The organism is Streptomyces sp. NPDC101165 (assembly GCF_044768135.1).
Taxonomy (GTDB): domain Bacteria; phylum Actinomycetota; class Actinomycetes; order Streptomycetales; family Streptomycetaceae; genus Streptomyces.
In genome coordinates, this window is the sequence record NZ_JBIWPG010000010.1 from 116,314 (window position 1) to 136,676 (window position 20,363).

Annotated in this window: 9 protein-coding genes and 1 pseudogene; 1 reads left to right on the plus strand and 9 read right to left on the minus strand. The window is 70.1% G+C overall.

What is annotated here, in order from left to right; genetic code table 11:
* Positions 1 to 45: 45 nt before the first annotated feature.
* Positions 46 to 9,492, minus strand: a complete 9,447-nt coding sequence (locus ACIRVH_RS22360) for an amino acid adenylation domain-containing protein (protein WP_403955932.1) — start codon at positions 9,490 to 9,492, stop codon at positions 46 to 48.
* Positions 9,493 to 9,801: 309 nt separating this feature from the next.
* Between ACIRVH_RS22360 and ACIRVH_RS22365 the strand changes: the two genes are divergently transcribed.
* Positions 9,802 to 10,839 (plus strand): glycoside hydrolase family 5 protein, encoded by a 1,038-nt coding sequence (locus ACIRVH_RS22365; protein ID WP_403955934.1) that lies wholly within the window; start codon positions 9,802 to 9,804, stop codon positions 10,837 to 10,839.
* Between the two features lie 99 nt (positions 10,840 to 10,938).
* Here ACIRVH_RS22365 and ACIRVH_RS22370 read toward each other — a convergent pair whose 3' ends face one another.
* The 8 genes and pseudogenes from ACIRVH_RS22370 to ACIRVH_RS22405 all read right to left on the minus strand — a co-directional run bounded on the left by ACIRVH_RS22370 (position 10,939) and on the right by ACIRVH_RS22405 (position 20,298).
* The gene (locus tag ACIRVH_RS22370; protein ID WP_403955936.1) at positions 10,939 to 12,606 is read right to left on the minus strand and encodes a glycosyltransferase family 2 protein; all 1,668 of its coding nucleotides are present in this window, start codon (positions 12,604 to 12,606) and stop codon (positions 10,939 to 10,941) included.
* 400 nt (positions 12,607 to 13,006) lie between these two features.
* Positions 13,007 to 13,234: a hexameric tyrosine-coordinated heme protein gene (locus ACIRVH_RS22375; RefSeq protein ID WP_403955938.1), complete on the minus strand. Its 228-nt coding sequence runs from the start codon at positions 13,232 to 13,234 to the stop codon at positions 13,007 to 13,009.
* 115 nt (positions 13,235 to 13,349) lie between these two features.
* Positions 13,350 to 13,847 carry an EVE domain-containing protein gene (locus ACIRVH_RS22380; RefSeq protein WP_403955940.1) on the minus strand — a complete coding sequence of 166 codons (498 nt, stop codon included), beginning with the start codon at positions 13,845 to 13,847 and terminating at the stop codon, positions 13,350 to 13,352.
* Between the two features lie 148 nt (positions 13,848 to 13,995).
* The gene (locus ACIRVH_RS22385; protein ID WP_403955942.1) at positions 13,996 to 15,405 is read right to left on the minus strand and encodes a phytoene desaturase family protein; all 1,410 of its coding nucleotides are present in this window, start codon (positions 15,403 to 15,405) and stop codon (positions 13,996 to 13,998) included.
* Positions 15,398 to 15,772 (minus strand): annotated as a pseudogene (locus tag ACIRVH_RS22390) (DUF3556 domain-containing protein); the annotation flags it as partial. The gene ACIRVH_RS22385 and the pseudogene ACIRVH_RS22390, both read right to left, overlap by 8 nt.
* 153 nt (positions 15,773 to 15,925) lie before the next feature.
* Positions 15,926 to 18,310 (minus strand): ATP-binding cassette domain-containing protein, encoded by a 2,385-nt coding sequence (locus ACIRVH_RS22395; RefSeq protein WP_403955944.1) that lies wholly within the window; start codon positions 18,308 to 18,310, stop codon positions 15,926 to 15,928.
* 210 nt (positions 18,311 to 18,520) lie between these two features.
* Complete coding sequence (locus ACIRVH_RS22400; RefSeq protein WP_403955946.1) at positions 18,521 to 19,480, minus strand: SDR family NAD(P)-dependent oxidoreductase; 960 nt, start codon at positions 19,478 to 19,480, stop codon at positions 18,521 to 18,523.
* A gap of 53 nt (positions 19,481 to 19,533) precedes the next feature.
* The gene (locus ACIRVH_RS22405; RefSeq protein ID WP_403955948.1) at positions 19,534 to 20,298 is read right to left on the minus strand and encodes a methyltransferase domain-containing protein; all 765 of its coding nucleotides are present in this window, start codon (positions 20,296 to 20,298) and stop codon (positions 19,534 to 19,536) included.
* Positions 20,299 to 20,363: the final 65 nt, after the last annotated feature.

Consider the following 20,363-nt stretch of genomic DNA (forward strand, 5'->3'; position numbering starts at 1 on the left):
TTTCGGTAATTGCCGGATCACTGTCGGAATGTCGTCCCGCTCGGGCTATCCGTTCATGGCCTCCCGGAGCACGCGGTTGATGACACGGCTGATCTCGGCCGCGTTACGTGGCCAGTACATCTCGTTGTGGGCGCAGGCGACGTCGTAGCGCCGCACGTGACCGTCGACGTACTCGTGCCACAGCACGTCCATCTCCGCGTCCAGATGGCGCTTGTCGTGGGTCTCCGGGTCGAGGAGCGCGTTGAAGAAGACGACGTCGCCGCGGTACCGGGGCGAGGTGTAGCGCCGCATCTGCTCCAGGTGCTCGATGAAGATCTCCGAAGCGGTGCTGACCAGGAACTCGTACTCCTCCATGCCCTTGAGGTGACCCATGTAGTTGACGAGGAACATGCGCACCATGTCCTCGTCGAGGAGTTCGAGGTCGGCGAAGTGGCTGGCGGGTGCCGAGTCCAGCAGCGCGAGCAGCGCCACCTCCTCTCCGCGGCGCTGCAGTTCCGCGGCCATCGCGTGGGCGAGGGTGCCGCCGAAGGACCAGCCGAGCAGGTGGTACGGGCCGCTCGGCTGGACGTCCTGCACCTGGTTCACGTAGTCGTCGACCATGTCCTCGATGGAGGTCGCCCGCGGCGTGACCCCGTCGAAGCCGCGCGCCTGGATGCCGTAGAGCGGCCAGGACCGGTCGATGTGCCGGCCGAAGCTGAGGTAGGGCCAGCTCAGGCCGCCACCGGGGTGCAGCCACCACAGCGGGGGCTTCTGCCCCTCGGTGCGGATCGGCAGAAGGGCGGCGAACGGGTCCTCGAAGGTCACCTCCGCGTCCGCGGACAGCTGTTCCGCCAGTTCGGCCACCGTGGGGTACTGGAACACCGTGCGGATCGGGACCTCCATGCCCAGCTTCTCGTGGATCTGCCAGACCAGGCGGGTCAGCCGCAGCGAGTGGCCGCCGCAGGCGAAGAAGTCGTCGTCGATGCCGATCCGGTCCAGGCCCAGCACCTCGGCGAACAAGCCGGCCAGTGCTTCCTCGCGCGGTGTGCGCGGGGCGCGGTACTCACCGCCGGTCGGGTCGGGGTCGGGCAGTGCGGCGCGGTCCACCTTCCCGTTCTTGGTGAGCGGCAGCCGGTCGAGCAGCATGATCTCGCTCGGCACCATGAACGCGGGCAGTTCGCGGGTCAGTTCGTCGCGCAACTGCGACGGCAGCCGGGACGCACGGCCGGAGACCGCGGGCGTGTTGACGAGCCGCCCGGACGGCGTCGGCGCGGGCCGGTACACACCGTCGTGGACACGGGCGTCGACGTCGGGCAGCAGGACCGCCTCGAAGTGCTCCGCCGACTCCGGCGACCAGGTGCAGTACACCGCGAGCCCCTGTGCGGTGCCCCACGCCTCCAGTTCGGCCGGGTCGAGCGTGCCCCGGTCGTCGATCGGACCGCCCCACTCACCGGCCTCGGTGGCCAGCCTGGCGTTCGGCACATGGGTGAGGCGGACCCGGCCGTGCCGCGCGAGCGCGGTGGCCACGTCGGACAGCTGGTGGACGTCGCCTCCCCAGGTCGCCACCGGAAGGTCCGCGAGGTCCAGGGCCCGGTTCGGTCCCTTGTGCAGCACGATCTCGTAGCGGTGGCGGGTCAGCTCGTTGTGGTGGCTGCCCTGCTTGAGGCGGATGTCGGTGGCGACCACGTCCGGATGCGCGTCGGCCCACTGGGTGAAGTACTCCGGATCGATGACCAGTTCCTTCTCGTCCACGAGCGCGCGGGACACCGCGGCCTGCACGGCGGCGGCCCGGTCGTCCGGGTGCCGCGACCGGTGGACGGCCGCGGTGAACCCCTTCTGGGTGCGGTAGTTGCGGACGTCACCCACGACGATCCGCCCGCCCGGGGCCAGCCTGGTCAGCGCGATGTCGAGCACCCGGGTGAGGTAGTCGGCGTCCGGGAAGTACGAGACGATCGAGTTGAGGATCACCGTGTCGAAGTGCGCCGTGGGCAGGTCGCCCGCCTCGTCGGCGGGCCGGCAGCGCAGGGTCACCTTGTTCGCCAGCCGCCGGTCGGCGCGGACCTGGGCGCGCAGCCGCTCGATGACGGGGGCGGAGAAGTCGGTGCCCCAGTACTCCGTCACCTCCGGTGCGAGCGGTCCCAGCAGCAGGCCCGAGCCGATGCCGATCTCCAGCACTCGCTGCGGGCGCAGGGCGCGCACCCGCCCCACCATGGCATCGCGCCAGGCCCGCATCTCGGGCAGCGGGATGGCCTGTCCGGTGTAGGAGCTGTTCCACCCGGTGAAGTCGTCGCCGACTCCGGCCAGGTCCACCTCGGTGGTGCCGTACACGGAGTCGTAGATCTCGCGCCACTCCCCGACCTGCTGGTCGGCCTCGTCGTCGGACGAACCCGACGCGTCGGGCACCACATAGGCGACGAGGTGCCGTTCGCCGAGTCGGTCCTCGCGGCTGACCACGACGGCCTGGGCCACGCCCTCGCGCCTGCGCAGTGCCGCCTCGACCTCGCCCGGCTCCACGCGGAAACCCTGGATCTTGATCTGGTCGTCCACCCGGCCGACGTATTCCAGGTGCCCGGCGGAGCTCCAGCGCACCAGGTCGCCGGTGCGGTACATGCGCGCCCCGGGCGACCCGAACGGGTCGGCGACGAACCGGCCGCCGGTCAGGCCCGGGCGGCCCGCGTACCCGCGCGCCACGCCGGCGCCCGCGATGTACAGCTCCCCGACCACGCCGGGCGGCACGGGCTGCAGGCGCTCGTCCAGGACATGCAGCACGGTGCCCTGCATGGGGCCACCGATCGGCACCGGGTCGGTGCAGTCGTCGACCGAGGCCAGCCGGTACCGGGCGGCGAACGCCGTGGTCTCCGTCGGGCCGTACCCGTTCACCACGGTGAGGGCGGGGCAGGCGTCGAGGACCTGGCGGACCGCGGAGGGCGGCATGACCTCACCGCCCGCCCACACCTCGGACACGCCCGCGAAGCACTCCGGATGCTGCTCCACCATGACGGTGAACAGGCCCGTGGTCAGGCACACGTCGGTGATTCCGCGCTCCGCGATCACGGCGGCCAGCACCGCCGTGTCCAGCCGGCCGGCGGCCGCGACCACAGCGGTGCCACCGTTGAGCAGCGGCACCCACAGCTCATAGGTGGCCGCGTCGAACGTGTGCGCCGAGTGGATCAGGACACGGCGGTACGTCCCGTCCGCCCAGCAGTCGTCGAGCGCGAGGTCGACCACGTTCCGGTGGGTCACCTCGACGCCCTTGGGCTGGCCGGTGGAGCCGGAGGTGTACATCACGTACGCGGTGCTGTGCTCCCCGACGCCGATGTCCAGCGGCGAGTCCGGGTACTTGTCGAGGTCCTCGTCGGCGAGTCCCTCGTCCACGGTGACGGCCGGAGCGAGGTCGGCGAGCATGAACTCGATGCGCTCGGGCGGATAGGTGGGGTCGACCGGCACGTAGGCGGCGCCCGTCTTCAGCACCCCGAGGATCGCCGCGACCAGCAGGGGTGACCGGTCGAGCACCAGCGCCACGCGGCTGTGCGGCCGGGCTCCCTTCGCGCGGAGATGGTGCGCGATGCGGTTGGACCAGCGGTCCAGCTCGGCATACGTCCACCTCTGCGTGCCGTCCGCGGAGACCAGCGCGATCGCGTCCGGTGTCGCGGCGGCCGTGGCGGCGAACCGCTGGTGAACGGTGCCGGCCTCGAACCCGGCGTCCCGGCCCTGCCCACCCCACCGGTCCAGCGTCGCGCGCTCAGTGCCCGCGAGGATGTCCACCGACCCGATGGGCGTGTCCGGAGCGGCCACCACCTGGCGCAGGAAGTGGACCCAGCGGTCCAGCATCGTGGTGATCGTGCCCGCGTCGAACAGCTCGGTCGCGTACTCGGCGAAGCCCTCGATCCGGGCCCGCGCTCCGTCGTCGTCCTGTTCGCCGAGGTTGATGGACAGGTCGAAATGCGCGACACCCGGGCTGAACAGCTCCTCGGTCACGCTCAGGCCCGGCAGGGTGAACTCCGCTGCCGCGTTGTTCTGCAGCACCAGGAGCACCTGGAAGAGCGAGTGGTGCGCGGTCGAGCGCACCGGGTTCAACACCTCGACCAGGTGCTCGAACGGAATGTCCTGGTGGTCGTAGGCGGCGAGGCTCATCTCCCGGACCCGGCGGACGAGTTCGACGAAGCCGGGGTCGCCGAAGGTGTCCGCCCGGAGCACCCAGGTGTTGACGAAGAAGCCCACCAGTCCGTTGAGCGCCTCGTCGGTGCGGCCCGCGATCGGCGAACCGATCGGCACGTCCGTACCCACGCCCAGCCTGGTGAACAGCGCCGCGAGCCCCGCCTGCAGCACCATCGACACGGTGGCGCCGGTCTCCCGGGCCACCCTCCGGATGCCCTCGGTCAGCCCCTCGTCGAGTTCGATCGGAACCACGTCGCCCTCGAAGGACGCCACCGCGGGCCGCGACCGGTCGGCAGGCAGCTCGATGGCCTCCGGCAGGCCGGCCAGATGGTTCGTCCAGTAGTCCAGCTGACGCCGGTAGAGGCTGTCCGGGGTGTCGCTGTCCCCCAACAGGTTCCGCTGCCACAGGGTGTAGTCCGCGTACTGCACCGGGAGCGGCTCCCACTCCGGCGTCCGGCCGTCGCGACGGGACGCGTAGGCGGTGATGAGGTCCTTCGCCAACGGGCGGGCCGACCAGCCGTCCGCCGCGATGTGGTGCGCACCGATCAGGAACACCGACTCCAGCTCGCTGATCCGGAACAACCACGCACGGATCGGGATCTCGGTCGCCAGGTCGAACGGCAGGCGGGCCGACTCCCGCAGAACGTCGGGGAGTTCGGCCTCCGCGACCGCGCGTTCCTCCCAGGGCACCTGGATCGCGGTCGGCGGGAGGACCTGCTGGTACGGCTGCCCGGCATCCTCACCGAAGACGGTGCGCAACGACTCGTGCCGCACCACGACATCGCGCAGGGCTCCGCGAAGGGCAACCGTGTCGAGGTCACCGCGCATCCGCAGCGCCAGCGAGACGTTGTACGTCGCCGACGGCCCCTCGACCCGGTGGATGAACCACAGCCGCTGCTGCGCGAAGGAGACCGGCAGCCGCTCCGGCCTGACCTGAGGGACCAGTGGCGGTCGGCCGGTACTCGCGGTCGTCAGATGGTCCGCCAGCTCGGCGACCGTGGGCGCCTGGAAGACGACCCGGATCGGGATCTCCACACCGTGCACGGCACGAATACGGCTGACCAGCTTGGTCGCCAGCAGCGAATGCCCGCCGACGGTGAAGAAGTTGTCGTCGACGCCGACCCGGTCGAGTCCGAGCACCGCGGCGAAGAGCGCGCACAGCGACTCCTCCTCGGGCGTGGACGGGGCCCGGCCGCCGCTGCCGGCCGAGTAGTCCGGCACGGGCAGCGCGCGCCGGTCCGGCTTGCCGTTGTCCGTCAGCGGGACGCTGCCGATCGGCACGATCGCGGCCGGCACCATGTACTCGGGCAGGGTCTCCCGCAGGTACGCGCGCAGCGTGGGCAGCAGCGCGGTGATACCGCTCGCGACCACGGGGTCGTTGACCGGCACCCGGTCCTCTCGACCGGGCAGATACGCCCCGGTCAGGATCCGGCCCGCCACCGGGGCGTCTCGGAAGACAAGCACGTCGACCTGGTCGACCGCGTCCGCCGACAGCGTGACGACCGCGTCCCACCCGCGCTGCTCGGCCCACGCGGGGATCGCGGACGGGTCGAGCGGCGGTGCCGCCGTCGTGCCGGGCTCCCCCAGGGCCAGTTCACGTGCCGCCGCGACCTCGTCGGACAGGCGCGCGTTCGGGACACCGGTGATCCGTACGACTGCTTCGGCCCGGCTGCCCACCTGATCGGCCAGGCGGTCGAGGTCTCCGTCCCACGCCACGGTGGGGACGGCGTCCAGGGACAGCGGTTCGGCGCTGCCCGGCTTGTGCAGCACCACCTCGTAGCGGTGCCGGGTCAGCTCGTTGTGGGCGCTGCCGTCCTTGACCCGGACATCGACTGCGGCTCCTCCGGCACGGTCGGCCCAGCGGAGGAACCAGTCGGGGTCGACGACGAGTTCCTTCTCCAGGAGCACGGCCTGCTCCACCGCACTGCGCAGCACAGCCGGGTTCGCCTCCGCGTGCTTCACCCGCTGAACACCCGTCTGCAGGATCCGCAGGGACGCAGCGCGCCGGATGTCCCCGAGCACGATCCGGCCACCCGGCGCGAGCAGTTCCCAGACCCCGTCCAGAACCTGCTCCAGATACCGCTCGTTCGGGAAGTACTGAACGACCGAGTTGAGGAGCACGGTGTCGAACTGACCGCGCGGAAGGCCCGAGAGATCGTCGGCGGCCTGGCACCGCAGCTCAACCCGGTCCGCCAGACCGGCCCGCGTCACCTGGTCCCGCAGCCGCTCGATCACCTGCGAGGAGAAGTCCGTGGCCCAGTACTCCTCCACCTGGCCGGCGATGTGGGCGAGCAGGAGACCGGAGCCGACACCGAGTTCGAGGACACGCTTCGGCGACCAGCACAAGACACGGTCCACCGCCGCGTCCCGCCAGGCACGCATCTCCTCCAGCGGGATCGGCTCACCGGTGTAGGAACTGTTCCAGCCGACGAAGTCCTCGCCGAGCTCCTGCTCGGCGTCGGTGGAATACGCCTGGTCGTAGACCTCCTGCCACTCCCCGACCTGCTCCTCCGCCCCGCCCGCGGAGTCCAGTGCGCCGGGGTCGGCGACGACGTAGGCGACCAGACGCAGGTCACCCGGCTGGTCCTCCCGGGCGGTGACGATGGCCTGACGAACGGCCGGATGGCGGACCAGGGTGTGCTCGATCTCGCCGGGCTCGATGCGGAACCCACGGAGCTTCACCTGGTTGTCCGCACGACCGAGGAAGCAGATGGTGCCGTCCGGGAAGAAGCCGGCCCGGTCACCGGTCCGGTAGAGCCGGTCACCGTCCCGCCCGCTGAACGGATCACGGACGAAACGCTCCGCGGTCAGGTCCGGACGGTTGGCGTAGCCGACGCACAAGCAGTCCCCGCCGATGTACAGATCGCCCTCGACACCGACCGGGCACGGCTCCATGTCCTCGTCGAGGATGTAGTAGCGCGCGTTGTCGATGGGCCGGCCGTACGGAATGCTGCGCCAGTCCGGGTCGATCTCGCGGACCCGGAAGTAGTTCGACCACACCGTCGCCTCGGTCGCGCCACCGAGGCTGATGATCTCCGCGTTCCGGAACACCCTGCGGACCTCGTCCGGCAGGGGCAGCGGTGTGTAGTCGCCGGAGAGGAACACCAGGCGTAGTTGGTGGGTTCCCTCCCACTCGTCCTTCTGGGACAGCAGGGGAGGAAGCTGGTTGAGGGTGGTCGGCACCGAGTCCCAGAAGGTGATCGGCTCGGTGAGCAGCAGGTCGAGCAGCAGTTCGGGATCGCGCTGCTCGGTCTCGTCGGCGACGTACAGCCCACCACCGCAGCCCAGGAGACCGAAGATGTCGAAGACCGACAGGTCGAAGCCGAGCGAAGTGACGCACAGGGCCACGTCGTCGGGGCCGAAGTCGAAGGTGCGGTAGCACCAGTTGAGCAGGTTGTGCACGGGGCGATGGGTGACCACGACGCCCTTGGGCTTTCCGGTGCTGCCGGAGGTGAAGACGACGTACGCGGTGTTGTCCGGCCCGGCGGCCGGCTCCGGGTTGCCCGCGGTGACGGAAAGCGGCGGCTCCTGCTCACCGGCCACCTCGACGAGTTCGACACCGGCCGGGAGAGCCAGGGGTTCGGTGTCCGAGGTGGACAGGACGAGATGGGCCCCGGTGTCGGCGAGCATGCCGGCGACGCGATCGACCGGCAACGACGGTTCCAGGGGCAGGTAGGCGCCGCCTGCCTTGAGCACGCCGAACACGGCGGCGATCATGATCGGCCCGCGGCGGACTCCGATGCCGACCACGGTCTCGGGGCCGACGCCGCGCTCCTTGAGGTCCCAGGCGATCCGGTTCGCCCGCTCGTTCAGCTCGCCATAGGTCATGGTTCCGCCGGCCCAACGCACCGCGATCGCGTCCGGCCGCAGCCGGACCTGCTCCTCGAACAACAGATGAAGCGGGCCCGGGCACGGGAAGTCGCGGGCCGTGTCGTTCCACTCCACGAGGATCCTGTGACGCTCGTCCGCGTCGAGCGGGCGGCCCGCCGCTTCCGGCAGTGCGGCCGTGGTGCCTTGCTCCCGCTCGGCGACGGCCGGCACGTCGACGGCGCCGACGGTGATCCCGGGGTCGGCGACCACCTGTTCCACCACGCGCACGAACCGCGCCGCGATCTGCTCCACGGTCGAGCGGTCGAAGAGGTCGGTGGCGTACTCGATCTCCCCCATCACCGAGCCGTCGGACTCGTCCGGCGCCAGGTTGAAGAACAGGTCGAACTTCGCGGTGCCGGTCGGGATGGGCTCCATCGACACCGTCAGGCCCGGCATGTCCGGTTCCGGCGGTACGTTGTTCTGCCACGCGAGCACAACCTGGAACAGCGGGTGGTGCGCGGCCGACCGTTCCGGTCGCAGCAGCTCCAGCAGTCTCTCGAACGGGACGTCCTGGTTCTCGTACGCAGCGAGCGCCTTCTGCCGTACCTGTTCCAGCACCCGCTCGAACGACGACTCCGTGGACAACCGGACGCGCAAGACCCATGAGTTGACGAAGAACCCCACGAGATCGTTGAGCGCCTCGTCGGTGCGGCCCGCGATCGGCGATCCGACCGTCACGTCGTCGCCGCTGCCCATCCGGTGCAGCAACACGGTCAGCGCGGCCTGGAACACCATCGACACCGTCGCGCCGTGGGCGCGCGCCATTGTCTCGACCCGCGTCCGGGTCTTGGTCGAGAGGCCGATCTCCACCGATCCGCCCCGATGGCTCGCCGCCTCGGGCCGGGGCCGGTCCAGGGGCAGCGGCATCGGCTTCGACACCCCGGCGAGTTCCTCGCGCCAGTACGCCGCCTGGACCGACAGGAGGCTCTCCGGGTCTGCCAGGTCTCCCAGTTCCTCCCGCTGCCACAGCGTGTAGTCCGCGTACTGCACCGGCAGTTCGGTCCATTCCGGCTCACGGCCGGCCACCCGGGCGCGGTAGGCGACGGACACGTCCCGTGCCAGCGGCGCCAACGAAGCACCGTCACCGGCGATGTGATGGATCACCAGCACCAGCAGGAACTCTTCGTCGCCGCTCTGGACGAGGCTTCCCCGCAGCGGTACGTCGGCCGCCAGGTCGAACCAGCCGCTCGTGACCGAGGAGACCACACCGGGCACCCGGTCGGGAGCCACCCGCCCCCAGTCCTTCCAGGGCAGCTCGACCTCGGCCGGGTCGAGGATGCGCTGGAACGGCTCGCCGTCCCGTTCGCCGAAGACCGTCCGCAGGACCTCGTGGCGGACCATCACGTCCTGGAACGCGGCGCGTAACGCGGCCGTGTCGAGCGCTCCGTGGAACCGCAGGAGCAGCGGGATGTTGTACGTCGAGGAAGGACCCTCGAAGCGGGTGATGAACCAGATGCGGCGCTGCGCGTACGACAGGGGAATCATTTCCTCGTTCACCTTTCGATCACTCTGCGCAACTGCAAACGCGGTGTCCAGATCAACGGGGCACTCATCGGACCCAATCGTTGGGCCGACTCGGGGGATTGGCCACCGAGGTGAAAGAAGTCGGTCAGAGATTGCACTGCGGAACCGGGAGGTCTGACCAGAGCTCCACACCCGGTGACGGGGCGACCGTGGCCCAGGGGAGTGAAATTCTCTGTCCCCCGGACGAAGCGCGCTGGCGCTGCATCACTTACCGCGTCCATTTCATCGAGTGTGCTGTGCAGGACCATCCCCAAGGAACCGGAGGCACAGGTGCGCTCACTACCTTCCCGTAGCCGTTGGGTCACCCGAAGCGCACTGGCCATAGCGGCGACGCTCGGGCTGCTGTCCGCGACCGCGGCGCACGGAGCGGAGAACCGGCCGGCCGCCAGGCCCAGGACGCCCGTCCAGGCGTACGGCAAGGTCCGCGTCTGCGGCACGCACCTGTGCTCCGCGTCCGGCAGGCCGGTCCAGCTGCGCGGAATGAGTTCGCACGGTACGCAGTTCTTCGCCCAGTGCCTGACCGACCGCGCCCTGGACGTGCTGGCGCACGACTGGAAGGCGAGCGTCCTGCGTGTCGCGACGTACGCGCGCCAGGGCGGTTACGAGGCGGATCCAAAGAGGTTCACCGACCTGGTGAACCGGTTGATCGACCGGGCGAGCGCCCGCGGCATGTACGTCATCGTCGACTGGCACATGCTCAACCCGGGCGATCCGTACGCGGACCTCGAGAACGCGAAGAAGTTCTTCAAGGACATCGCGACGCGGAACAAGAAGCGGCCCAATGTGATCTACGAGCTCGCCAACGAGCCTCACAATGTGGGCTGGTCAACCATCAAGAGCTACGCGGAAAAGCTCATTCCCGTGATCCGCTCCCAGGACCCCGCCAGCGTGATCCTCGTTCCGACGCCCGGCTGGGCCACGTTCAGCGCGTCCGAGGGTTCCGACGAGCGAACGGTCGTCAATGATCCCGTGGCCGCGAAGAACATCATGTACACCTTTCACTTCTACGCACGAGTAGCGGCGGAGGGGTACATGGAAATCCTGCACCGTGCCTCGTCCAAGGTCCCGGTTTTCGTCACCGAGTGGGGTATCGCGTCATGGACGGGGTACGGCAGCGACCGTGTCACGGCGCAGAAATGGGTCGACCTCATGGCGAAGGACAAGATCGGTTGGACGAACTGGAGCCTCTCCGACGACGATCGGGAACACTCGGTCTTCAAGAAGGGCACCTGTAAAGCCGGAACCTTCTCCCGCTCCGGCTCCCTCACGGCGAACGGCGCCTGGATCCGGAAACGGATCAGAGGCTGAGGCCGGCGAACCCGCCCGGATGACGACGAGAGGTCCTCGGAGCCCGGATCCGGGCTCCGAGGACCTCTTCGTGTCGCACGCTCCCCCGAGACTCTCGTTTCACGCTCCCCCGACACGCTTCACGGGGTCCATCAGCTTCCTCGGTGCGATGACGGGCACCCGCGTTTCGTTGGTGGTGCGCGGCGGGACGAGGACGCGGCCGACGATCACGGCGTAGAACAGGCCTGAAGCCAGCACCATGCAGAAGTCCGGCGGGTACAGGGTGACGGTTCGCCAGATCGCGGCGCACACCCACACGACGGCCGTGCCACCGTTCCAGACCCAGACGCCGATCCAGAAGCGCCTGTTCGTGGACCGGCCCGCGGACGCAGAGCCGGTGGGCCGCCAGGACTGGCGCCTGCCGCGCACGATGTCCCAGATGGCGAACAGGTGCGCCCAGCCGTACAACAGCCGCACGGCCCAGGCTTCGAGCCGGTAGCGGCACCGGTGCCACCACGGGAAGAGCAGCACCGTGTAGACGACGCTGGGCAGAACCAGCAGCGCGTTCTCGGCCTCGAGCTTCTCGGGCATGGCCACCAGCAGGACGATCGGGATCAGTGGCGCCATGAAGGTGAACAGTGCCGTGTGGAGGTAGTAGAAGAAGCCGGAGACGTAGCAGAGCCGGGTGGTGAGCCGGAGCTTCGTGTCCCAGAACTTCCTGCTTCCCAGCAGGCTCATGGATCCGGAGCACCAGCGGTACTGCTGGTGGTAGAACGCGCTCACGTTGTCCGGGCAGTTGCCGGTGGCGAGCGGGATCGGCACATAGCGCAGGCCCCAGCCGAGGCGACGCAGGTCGAAGCCCGTGTGCACGTCCTCCGAGTGCTCGATCAGCGTGGTACCGCCGTTGGCCTCGAGCGCCTTGCGCCGGTACACGGCGCAGCTCCCCACGCAGATGGCGCCGCCGTGCCGCTGACGGGACACCTGGACCACCCGGTAGAACAGCTCCTGGACGGAACCCGCACCGCGCTCGATCCACGTCTGCCGGCCGAGCACGCGGAAGTACTGCGGTGACTGCACGATGCCGAGCTCCGGGTCGTGCTCCATGTAGGGCAGCAGTTCCTCCAGAAGGTCCGCCCGCGGGGCGAAGTCGGCGTCGAGAACGAGGACGTACTCCTCGTCGGAGATGCCCAGCCCGTAGTGCAGGTTGCCGGCCTTCTTGAACCAGCCCCGGTTGGGCCGGCTCCCGTAGACGAAGCCGAACCTCTCGGCCAGGGCGGCGAGTTCCGGGTTCGCGGAGTCGTCGAGTACGTACGCGGTGGCCCTGCCGGGGTAGCGGTCGGCGAGCCGGCGCACGTGCGTCCAGGTGTTCTCCAGGACTTCCACGGGCTCGCCGCACACGGGCAGGAAGACCGCGACCGTCGGGTGAGCCTTCGGACGCCAGTCCTGGACAAGTCGGCGGTGGGCCTTCAGATCGAAGTCGGCGGTGAAGGCGTTCACCCGCATCGAGGTGACGTAGTACAGGACGGTGAAGCCCAGGCACGGCAGCAGGACGATCAGCCAGAGCGAGGAGTGGAGCAGCCTGAACTGGCTGTAGACGAGACAGCTCATGCTGATGAGCGAGGCGGTCGTGAGCACCCAGAGGTGACGTCTGACGTAGGAGTACTTCTCCTTGTCGTCCGGGGGCTCCGGGAGTACGTGGTTACCGGTCTGCCCGGACCGAGGAGCTGTCTGCCGGGCGACCGTCGGCGGAATCTGTGTCGCGATGGTCTCGGCTGAATCGAGACTCATGCGATTGTCCTTGAAGTCTTGGTCACGTCCTTGCTGTAGCCAGCCCGGGCACGAGGATCGCGTTCGGATGGGCCGATTGCTGCACGAGTCGCCCGAAGGAAGGATGCGGCGCAGCCGCGCACCCGCCAAAGGGGCGCAGGGGCTGCCCGCACCTATGGCCCGGACTGCTTCTCAACAGGCCTTTTGCGTTCCCCGGCAGCAGCCGAGGGGCCAGGCGGTGACCTCCGGCGCCGTCTCGACGGCCGCGCATCGGCGGGCCGGGACAGCGCCGATCGGGTTACCGGAGGGCGGTCGGCCACCGGCTTGCGCTGCGACCTCTGCCGGATGCTGCTAAGCGGTGGAAGCCACACGGCTCAGCGCTCGGGAGAGGTCATCGCGCAGGCCCTGCCCGGGAGGCTGCTCAGCGCCAGTAGTCGTTCGCCGCCGCGATGGTGGCGAACTCGATGGCGACCACGTGTCCCACGGCGATGAGGGAGTCCGGGTTCTCCGCGTACGTCGGCCGGAGTTTGCCGCGCACCTCGTCGTCCGGCTGGGTCGCCTTGATCACCAGGCGGGCCATCTTCAACGCGAGTTCCCTGCCATCCTCCGGGGTGGCGGTGATCAGGGTGTTGTTGGGAACGAGTGCCATGTCTGTGCTCCGTGCTGTTCGACCGGTGCTGCCACTGTCCCGTTCATCGTGACCTGCCGAGGGAGCACGCGCACGGGCAGGAAGCCGCGGTGGAGGGTCCTCCGTGCCCACGCCCTCATCGCTCCATCGCGGCCCGGAGCAGTTCGAAGTCCTCGACGGCCAGCGGAACCAGGCCGAAGCGCAGCCCGTACCCCCAGTTCGGCCGCTGGGTCAGCGCCAGGTCGTCGGCGACGGTGCGCAGGCCGGCGGCGTGCACGTCCTCGAAGTCGACGGCCCGACGCCACGGCCGCACGGTCCCCCTGGCCCCCATGTTCATGACCTCGTCGGCGAGATAGGGCTCTTCGTCGGCGATGACTCCCAGCGCCGTGAAGGCGCGCAGTCCGGCCCTGTCCCCCATGTGCTCGGTGGGCGAGTAGAAGACGAAACCGTCGCCCCGGCGCATCCGGGCGAGATTGCGGCGGTCGCCGTGGTTGAGCTGGATCCAGCCGTGCCTGCTCGCATGCCGGGCGTGCTCGGCCGACACCACGCCGAGCCAGGCCCGCTCGGGCGAGCCGGACGCCTTGCGCGAGGGGTCGTCGCTTTCGGTGGGAAAGAGGGGCGGGTGGCTGTTCATGGGCCCTCCTGAAGCCGTGGGACTGCCGTTCGGAGGAGCCCAGTCTCAGGGCAATACCTGACACATAGCGTCATGTATTAGCGGTGGCATGGGTGACGCCGTATTGCGCGTCCGCCGGCAGGCGTGCGGCCGACGACGGGGGCGTCGGTCACAGCGCTTGCAACGCGGCTCGGGCGGCGTGGTGGCCGCACATCCCGTGCGCCCCGGGGCCCGGCGGGGTCGCCGCCGAGCAGAGGTAGTGACCGGGGAGCCCGGTGGCGTACGGATCGAGGGCGAGGCGGGGGCCGAAGACGAGTTGGGGGATGTTCTTGGCGCCGGTGAGGATGTCGCCGCCGACGTAGTTCGGGTTGTGGGCGGGGAAGGCGGAGGTGGGACGGGTGCTCATGCCGATCACGCGGTCCCGGAACCCGGGGGCGAACCGCTCGATCTGGGCGATGATCGCCTCGGTGGCGTCGCCGTCGTAGCCGTGCGGCACATGCGCGTAGGTCCAGACCGGGTGCACGTCGCCGACGGAGCGCTGCGGGTCGGCCAGGTACTGCTGGCCCACCAGGACGAACGGCTTCTCGGGCATCCGTCCGGCAGTGATCTCCCGTTCCGTGAAGGCCACTTCGGAGAACGGGCCGCCGACGTGCACCGTGCCAGCCCGGCGCGCCGGCAGGGCGGACCAGGGCACACCGCCCTCGACCGCGAAGTCCACCTTGAAGGCGCCCGGGCCGTGCCGGAAGCGCCGGTAGGCGCGGGCGACGCGTGGCGGCAGCCGGTCGCCGAGGATGTCGGCCACCGCCCCGGGCGCGAGATCGAACATGGTCACGCCGGCGGGCGGAAGGTCCGTGGCCGACCGGACCCGCACCCCGGTCTCGATCTTGCCGCCGAGATCGGCGAGCAGGGCCGCGAGGGCGTCGGTGATGGCGCGGGAGCCGCCCGCCGCGACCGCCCAGCCGTGCCGGTGTCCGGAGGTCAGGATGCCGAGGCCGATGCTGGAACTCATCGGGTGGTGCAGCGGCTGGAAGGCGTGGGCCGCCACTCCGCCGAACAGTGCCCGGGCCTCCTCCGTGGCGAACGTGCGTGCCAGTGCCGCGGCCGGGAGCAGGGCCGGGAGCCCGAACCGGGCGAGCCGGACCGGGTGGCGTGGCACCCGGAGCAGCGGACCCATGACATCCTCCGCCAGAACGTCGAAGGCGGCGGCGGGTCCGTCGAACAACCGCCGCCACCGTGCCCCGTCCCGGCCCAGCGCGGCCGCGGTGTCGCTGACGGAGCGGTACAGGACGCCGGCCGTTCCGCCGTCGAGCGGATGCGCGCAGTCGACGTCCGGCAGCCGCCACTGCAGGCCGTAGCGGCCCAGGTCCAGCTCGCGCAGGAACGGCGACCCCACCGCCATCGGATGCACCGCGGAGCAGTGGTCGTGCAGCAGTCCGGGCACGATGGCCTCACCGCTGCGGGTGCCGCCGCCGATCTCGTCGGCGGCCTCCAGGACGGTGACCCGCAGTCCGTGCCGGGCCAGGGTGACGGCGGCGGCCAGCCCGTTCGGTCCGGCTCCCACCACGATCGCCTCACTCATGAGCCACCGCCGGTGCGGGAGTTGCCGACGCGCGGTGCCGGCGTACGGGGATGGCCGGCTCGTCCCCGGCCGTCCGGGGCTTGTGGGCCACCATGTCGGCGACGCTCACACAGCCCTCCTCGATCGGCGCTTCGGCCGCGTCCGCCATGCGGCACTGCCGCCGCATCGGCTGGGACTTGAGAACGATCACACGCAACTCGCCCGGTTCGTAGTGGCAGCGCTCCTGGACCGCGCGCAGCAGCTGCTCGTCGTGCAGATGGCCGTCGCCGAAGTTCCGTTCGAGGACGGCGCCGGCCACGGTCTCTGCGTCGCGGACATCGTAGGCGTCCGCGTCGTCGAGGACACGGGGCAGCAGACCTTCGAGGGCGCGCCCGAGGACGTTCCGCCGGCACCCTGCGCGGCGCCGCGAACGCGCCTACGGACCAGGCCCGTAGGCGCGTTTCACGAGGTTGTGCGCGGCGGTCGTGCCCGGCGCACAGGACCGCCACCAGGCCGCGTGGCGCCGGGCCGCACGCGTCGGTCAGGCGCCGGTGTAGGCCGCGAGGTGTTCGCCGGTGAGGGTGGAGCGGGCTGCGACGAGGTCGGCGGGGGTGCCCTCGAAGACGATCCGGCCGCCGTCGTGGCCGGCACCGGGGCCGAGGTCGATGATCCAGTCGGCGTGGGCCATGACCGCCTGGTGGTGCTCGATGACGATGACCGACTTGCCGGAGTCGACCAGTCGGTCGAGGAGGCCGAGCAGCTGCTCGACGTCGGCGAGGTGGAGGCCGGTGGTCGGCTCGTCGAGGACGTAGACACCGCCCTTCTCGGCCATGTGGGTGGCCAGCTTGAGCCGCTGTCGCTCGCCGCCGGAGAGGGTCGTCAGCGGCTGGCCGAGGGTGAGGTAGCCAAGGCCGACGTCGGCGAGCCGCTCGAGGATGCGGTGTGCCGTCGGCGTACGGGCCTCACCGGCCGCGAAGAACTCGGCGGCCTCGGCCACCGGCATCGCCAGCACCTCGCTGATGTCCCGGTCGCCGAGGCGGTACTCGAGCACCGAGGCGTCGAACCGCCTGCCCTCGCACTCCTCGCAGGTGGTGGCGATGCCGGCCATGATCGCCAGGTCGGTGTAGATGACGCCGGCGCCGTTGCAGGTGGGGCACGCGCCCTCGGAGTTGGCGCTGAACAGGGCCGGCTTCACACCGTTGGCCTTGGCGAACGCCTTGCGGATCGGGTCGAGCAGTCCGGTGTACGTCGCCGGGTTGCTGCGCCGCGAGCCGCGGATCGCGCCCTGGTCGACCGACACGACACCCTCCGCTGCGGGGATCGAGCCGTGCACGAGCGAGCTCTTGCCGGAGCCGGCGACGCCGGTGATGACCGTCAGCACCCCGAGCGGGACGTCGACGTCGACGTCCTGCAGGTTGTTCGCCCGCGCGCCGCGGATCTGCAGCGTGCCGGTGGCCTTGCGCACCGAGTCCTTGACGGCGGCCCGGTCGTCGAAGTGGCGGCCGGTGATGGTGCCGCCGGCCCGCAGCCCCTCGACGGTGCCCTCGAAGCAGACGGTGCCGCCCGCCGTGCCGGCGCCGGGGCCGAGGTCGACCACGTGGTCGGCGATCGCGATCACCTCGGGCTTGTGCTCCACGACGAGCACGGTGTTGCCCTTGTCCCGCAGGCTCAGCAGCAGGTCGTTCATCCGCTGGATGTCATGGGGGTGCAGGCCCGTCGTGGGCTCGTCGAAGACGTAGGTGACGTCGGTGAGCGAGGAGCCGAGGTGGCGGATCATCTTGACGCGCTGGGCCTCGCCGCCCGACAGCGTGCCCGACGGCCGGTCCAGCGAGAGGTAGCCGAGGCCGATCTGGACAAACGAGTCGAGGGTCTCCCCCAGCGCCGTCAGCAGCGGCTTGACCGACGGTTCGTCGAGACCGCGGACCCATGCGGCCAGGTCGCTGATCTGCATCGTGCAGGCGTCGGCGATGCTGATCCCCTCGATCTTCGAGGACCGGGCCCCCTCGCTGAGCCGGGTGCCGTCGCAGTCGGGGCAGGTGGTGAACGTCATCGCCCGCTCGACGAAGGCACGGATGTGCGGCTGCAGGGCGTCGATGTCCTTGGACAGCATCGACTTCTGGATCTTGGGGATCAGACCCTCGTACGTCAGGTTGATGCCCTCGACCTTGATCTTGGTGGGCTCCTTGTGCAGAAGGTCGTGCAGCTCCTTCTTGGTGAACCTGCGGATCGGCTTGTCCGGGTCGAAGAAGCCACAGCCCTTGAAGATCCGGCCGTACCAGCCGTCCATGCTGTAGCCGGGGATCGTCAGCGCACCCTCGCTGAGCGACTTGCTGTCGTCGTAGAGCTGGGTCAGGTCGATGTCGGTGACCTTGCCCCGGCCCTCACAGCGCGGGCACATGCCGCCGGTGATGCTGAAGCTGCGCCGTTCCTTGACGGTCTTGCCGCCGCGCTCGACCGTGACCGCACCCGCGCCGCTGATCGAGGGGATGTTGAAGGAGAACGCCCGGGACGATCCGATGTGCGGCTGACCGAGCCGGCTGAAGAGGATGCGCAGCATCGCGTTGGCGTCGGTGGCGGTGCCGACCGTGGAGCGGGGATCGGAGCCCATCCGCTGCTGGTCGACGATGATCGCGGTCGTCAGCCCGTCCAGGACGTCGACGTCGGGGCGCGCGAGCGTGGGCATGAAGCCCTGCACGAAGGTGCTGTAGGTCTCGTTGATCAGCCGCTGCGACTCGGCGGCGATCGTGTCGAACACCAGGGAGCTCTTGCCCGAGCCGCTGACGCCGGTGAAGACGGTCAGCCGGCGCTTGGGGATCTCGACGGTGATGTCCTTGAGGTTGTTCTCACGTGCGCCGTGCACGCGGATCAGTTCGTGGCTGTCGGCAATGTGCGGCGCAGGCGACTGCGTGTCCGTCCTCTTGGTCATGCTTCTCGTCACTCCATCCCTCGGGCGGGCCCGCCTTCGCGGTCTCCACCGGTGCCGCCTGGCCGGATCCGACCGGCATCGAGGGTAACGTCCGATTTTCCTCTGTCGGACGGCACCCGTGGCGGCCACGGTAGTCGCGGCTCCGCGACCGGCGCTTCTCCATTCCTGACCGGTCCGGAGACGACCGCGGGGCGGGCCTCGGTGAGGGATCTAGGCCGCGAAGGCGTCGACGCTCGTCAGCTGTGCCGAGAGGGCCCACAGACGGGCCGCCTGCTCGGGGTCCGTCGCCCATGCCTGCACACCGAGGCGCTCGCCCTCGGGGGCGGGCTCGGCGATGTCGCAGTCCTCGAGGTAGACGCCGCCCAGGCCCTCCAGCTGGGGCGAGGTCGCCGCCCACACCTGGGTGGCCGCACCCTGCTGCGGGGACTTGAAGCCCTCGGGGTTGAGCGCGTTGCCCTGCTCGTCGATCCAGCCGCGCTCCACCATCTCCTCCTTGGGCAGGTGCCGCTGGAGCGGGGTGATGATGCCGCCGGGGTGGAGGGCGAAGGCGCGCACCCCCTTCTCCCTGCCGAGCCTGTCGAGGTGGACGGCGAACAGGACGTTCGCGGTCTTGGCCTGGCCGTAGGCCTCCCACTTGTCGTAGCCCTGCTGCCAGTGGACGTCGTTCCAGCGGATGCCGGAGAAGTGGTGGCCGCGGGAGGAGACGGAGACCACGCGGGCGCCGCCGGGTTCGATCGCCGGCCAGAGGCGGTTGACCAGGGCGTAGTGGCCGAGGTGGTTGGTGGCGAACTGCGCCTCCCAGCCGGGTCCGACCCGGGTCTCCGGGCAGGCCATGATCCCGGCGTTGTTGATCATGAAGTCGACGGTGCGTCCGGAGGCGAGGAACCGCTCGGCGAACGCCCGCACGCTCTCCAGGTCGCCCAGATCGAGCTCGTCCACCTCGACCCCGTCCAGACCCGCGAGCGCCTCCCGCGCGCTGTCCGGACGCCGCGCCGGCACGACGACCTCGGCCCCCGCCTTGGTGAGCGCCCGGGTGGTCTCCAGCCCGAGCCCCGAGTAGCCACCCGTGACGATCGCGAGCTTTCCGCCGAGGTCGATGCCCTCGAGAACCTCGTCGGCCGTACTGTCGGCCCCGAAACCCGAACCGATCTTGTGCTGTGCAGTGCTCATGACCGGAACGCTACGAATTGGAGCGCACTCGAAGTCAAGCCGAACCAGGCCGATCAGCGGATCGCCACGACCACATGGCTGTCGCCGTACTGCCAGACGGGCCCGGCGTGACCGAAGCCCGCCTGCCGCAGGAGTCGTACGTGCGCCTGCAGGGAGAGGCGGGCGGCGTTGTCCGTTCCCGACGGGGGGCGACGGGCCCGGTGTTCGGTGTAGAGGTCGGTCATGTCGGGGTCCTCGGCGATCGCCGTCCACCAGGAGGACCAGTCCTCGTGCGCGAAGGCCCGTCGGCGTTCCGCTCGGCGGTGTCCGATGTGCCCGGCGATCCGGGCGAGTCGGGCGTCGTCCTGGGGGAGGTGGTCGCCGTTGATGAGGATGCCGCCGGGGCGCAGGAGCGATGCCAGTTGGCCGTAGGTGCGGTGCAGGGTTTGCGGGGTCAGGTAGTGGAGGGCCGTCGTCGACACGGCCGCGTCGAGGGGGCGGTCGAGGCCGACAGCCTCGGTCCAGCCGTGCTCGCCGATGACCGTGTCGACGTAGCGGGCCGCGTCCGCGTGGTGGGTGCGGGCCAGCTCCAGCAGGAGCGGGTCCCGGTCCACCGCCACGATCTCCGCTTCCGGGAGCCGCCGGGCCAGGCGGGCCGCCAGCGATCCGGGGCCGCAGCCGAGGTCGACGATCAGCGGCCGGTGGGCCGCGCTCGCGGCGATGTGCTCGACCATGTCGGCGATCACCGTGAAGCGCTCCTCACGGTCGACGGCGTACCGCTCCTGCTGCCGCTCCCACCGCTCCACCCATCGCTCGGCCGTTGCCAGACTCAGCCCCATACGGTCGTGCCACCTTGTCGTCTCGCCCCGACTCCTTCACAGAGGCTACAGCTGACAACGGTTTC

Coding starts and splice junctions, on each gene's coding strand:
- ACIRVH_RS22385 (WP_403955942.1), bottom strand. CDS start 15,405: ATGAGTGAGGCGATCGTGGTGGGAGCCGGACCGAACGGGCTGGCCGCC.
- ACIRVH_RS22405 (WP_403955948.1), bottom strand. CDS start 20,298: ATGGGGCTGAGTCTGGCAACGGCCGAGCGATGGGTGGAGCGGTGGGAG.
- ACIRVH_RS22370 (WP_403955936.1), bottom strand. CDS start 12,606: ATGAGTCTCGATTCAGCCGAGACCATCGCGACACAGATTCCGCCGACG.
- ACIRVH_RS22375 (WP_403955938.1), bottom strand. CDS start 13,234: ATGGCACTCGTTCCCAACAACACCCTGATCACCGCCACCCCGGAGGAT.
- ACIRVH_RS22360 (WP_403955932.1), bottom strand. CDS start 9,492: ATGATTCCCCTGTCGTACGCGCAGCGCCGCATCTGGTTCATCACCCGC.
- ACIRVH_RS22400 (WP_403955946.1), bottom strand. CDS start 19,480: ATGAGCACTGCACAGCACAAGATCGGTTCGGGTTTCGGGGCCGACAGT.
- ACIRVH_RS22380 (WP_403955940.1), bottom strand. CDS start 13,847: ATGAACAGCCACCCGCCCCTCTTTCCCACCGAAAGCGACGACCCCTCG.
- ACIRVH_RS22395 (WP_403955944.1), bottom strand. CDS start 18,310: ATGACCAAGAGGACGGACACGCAGTCGCCTGCGCCGCACATTGCCGAC.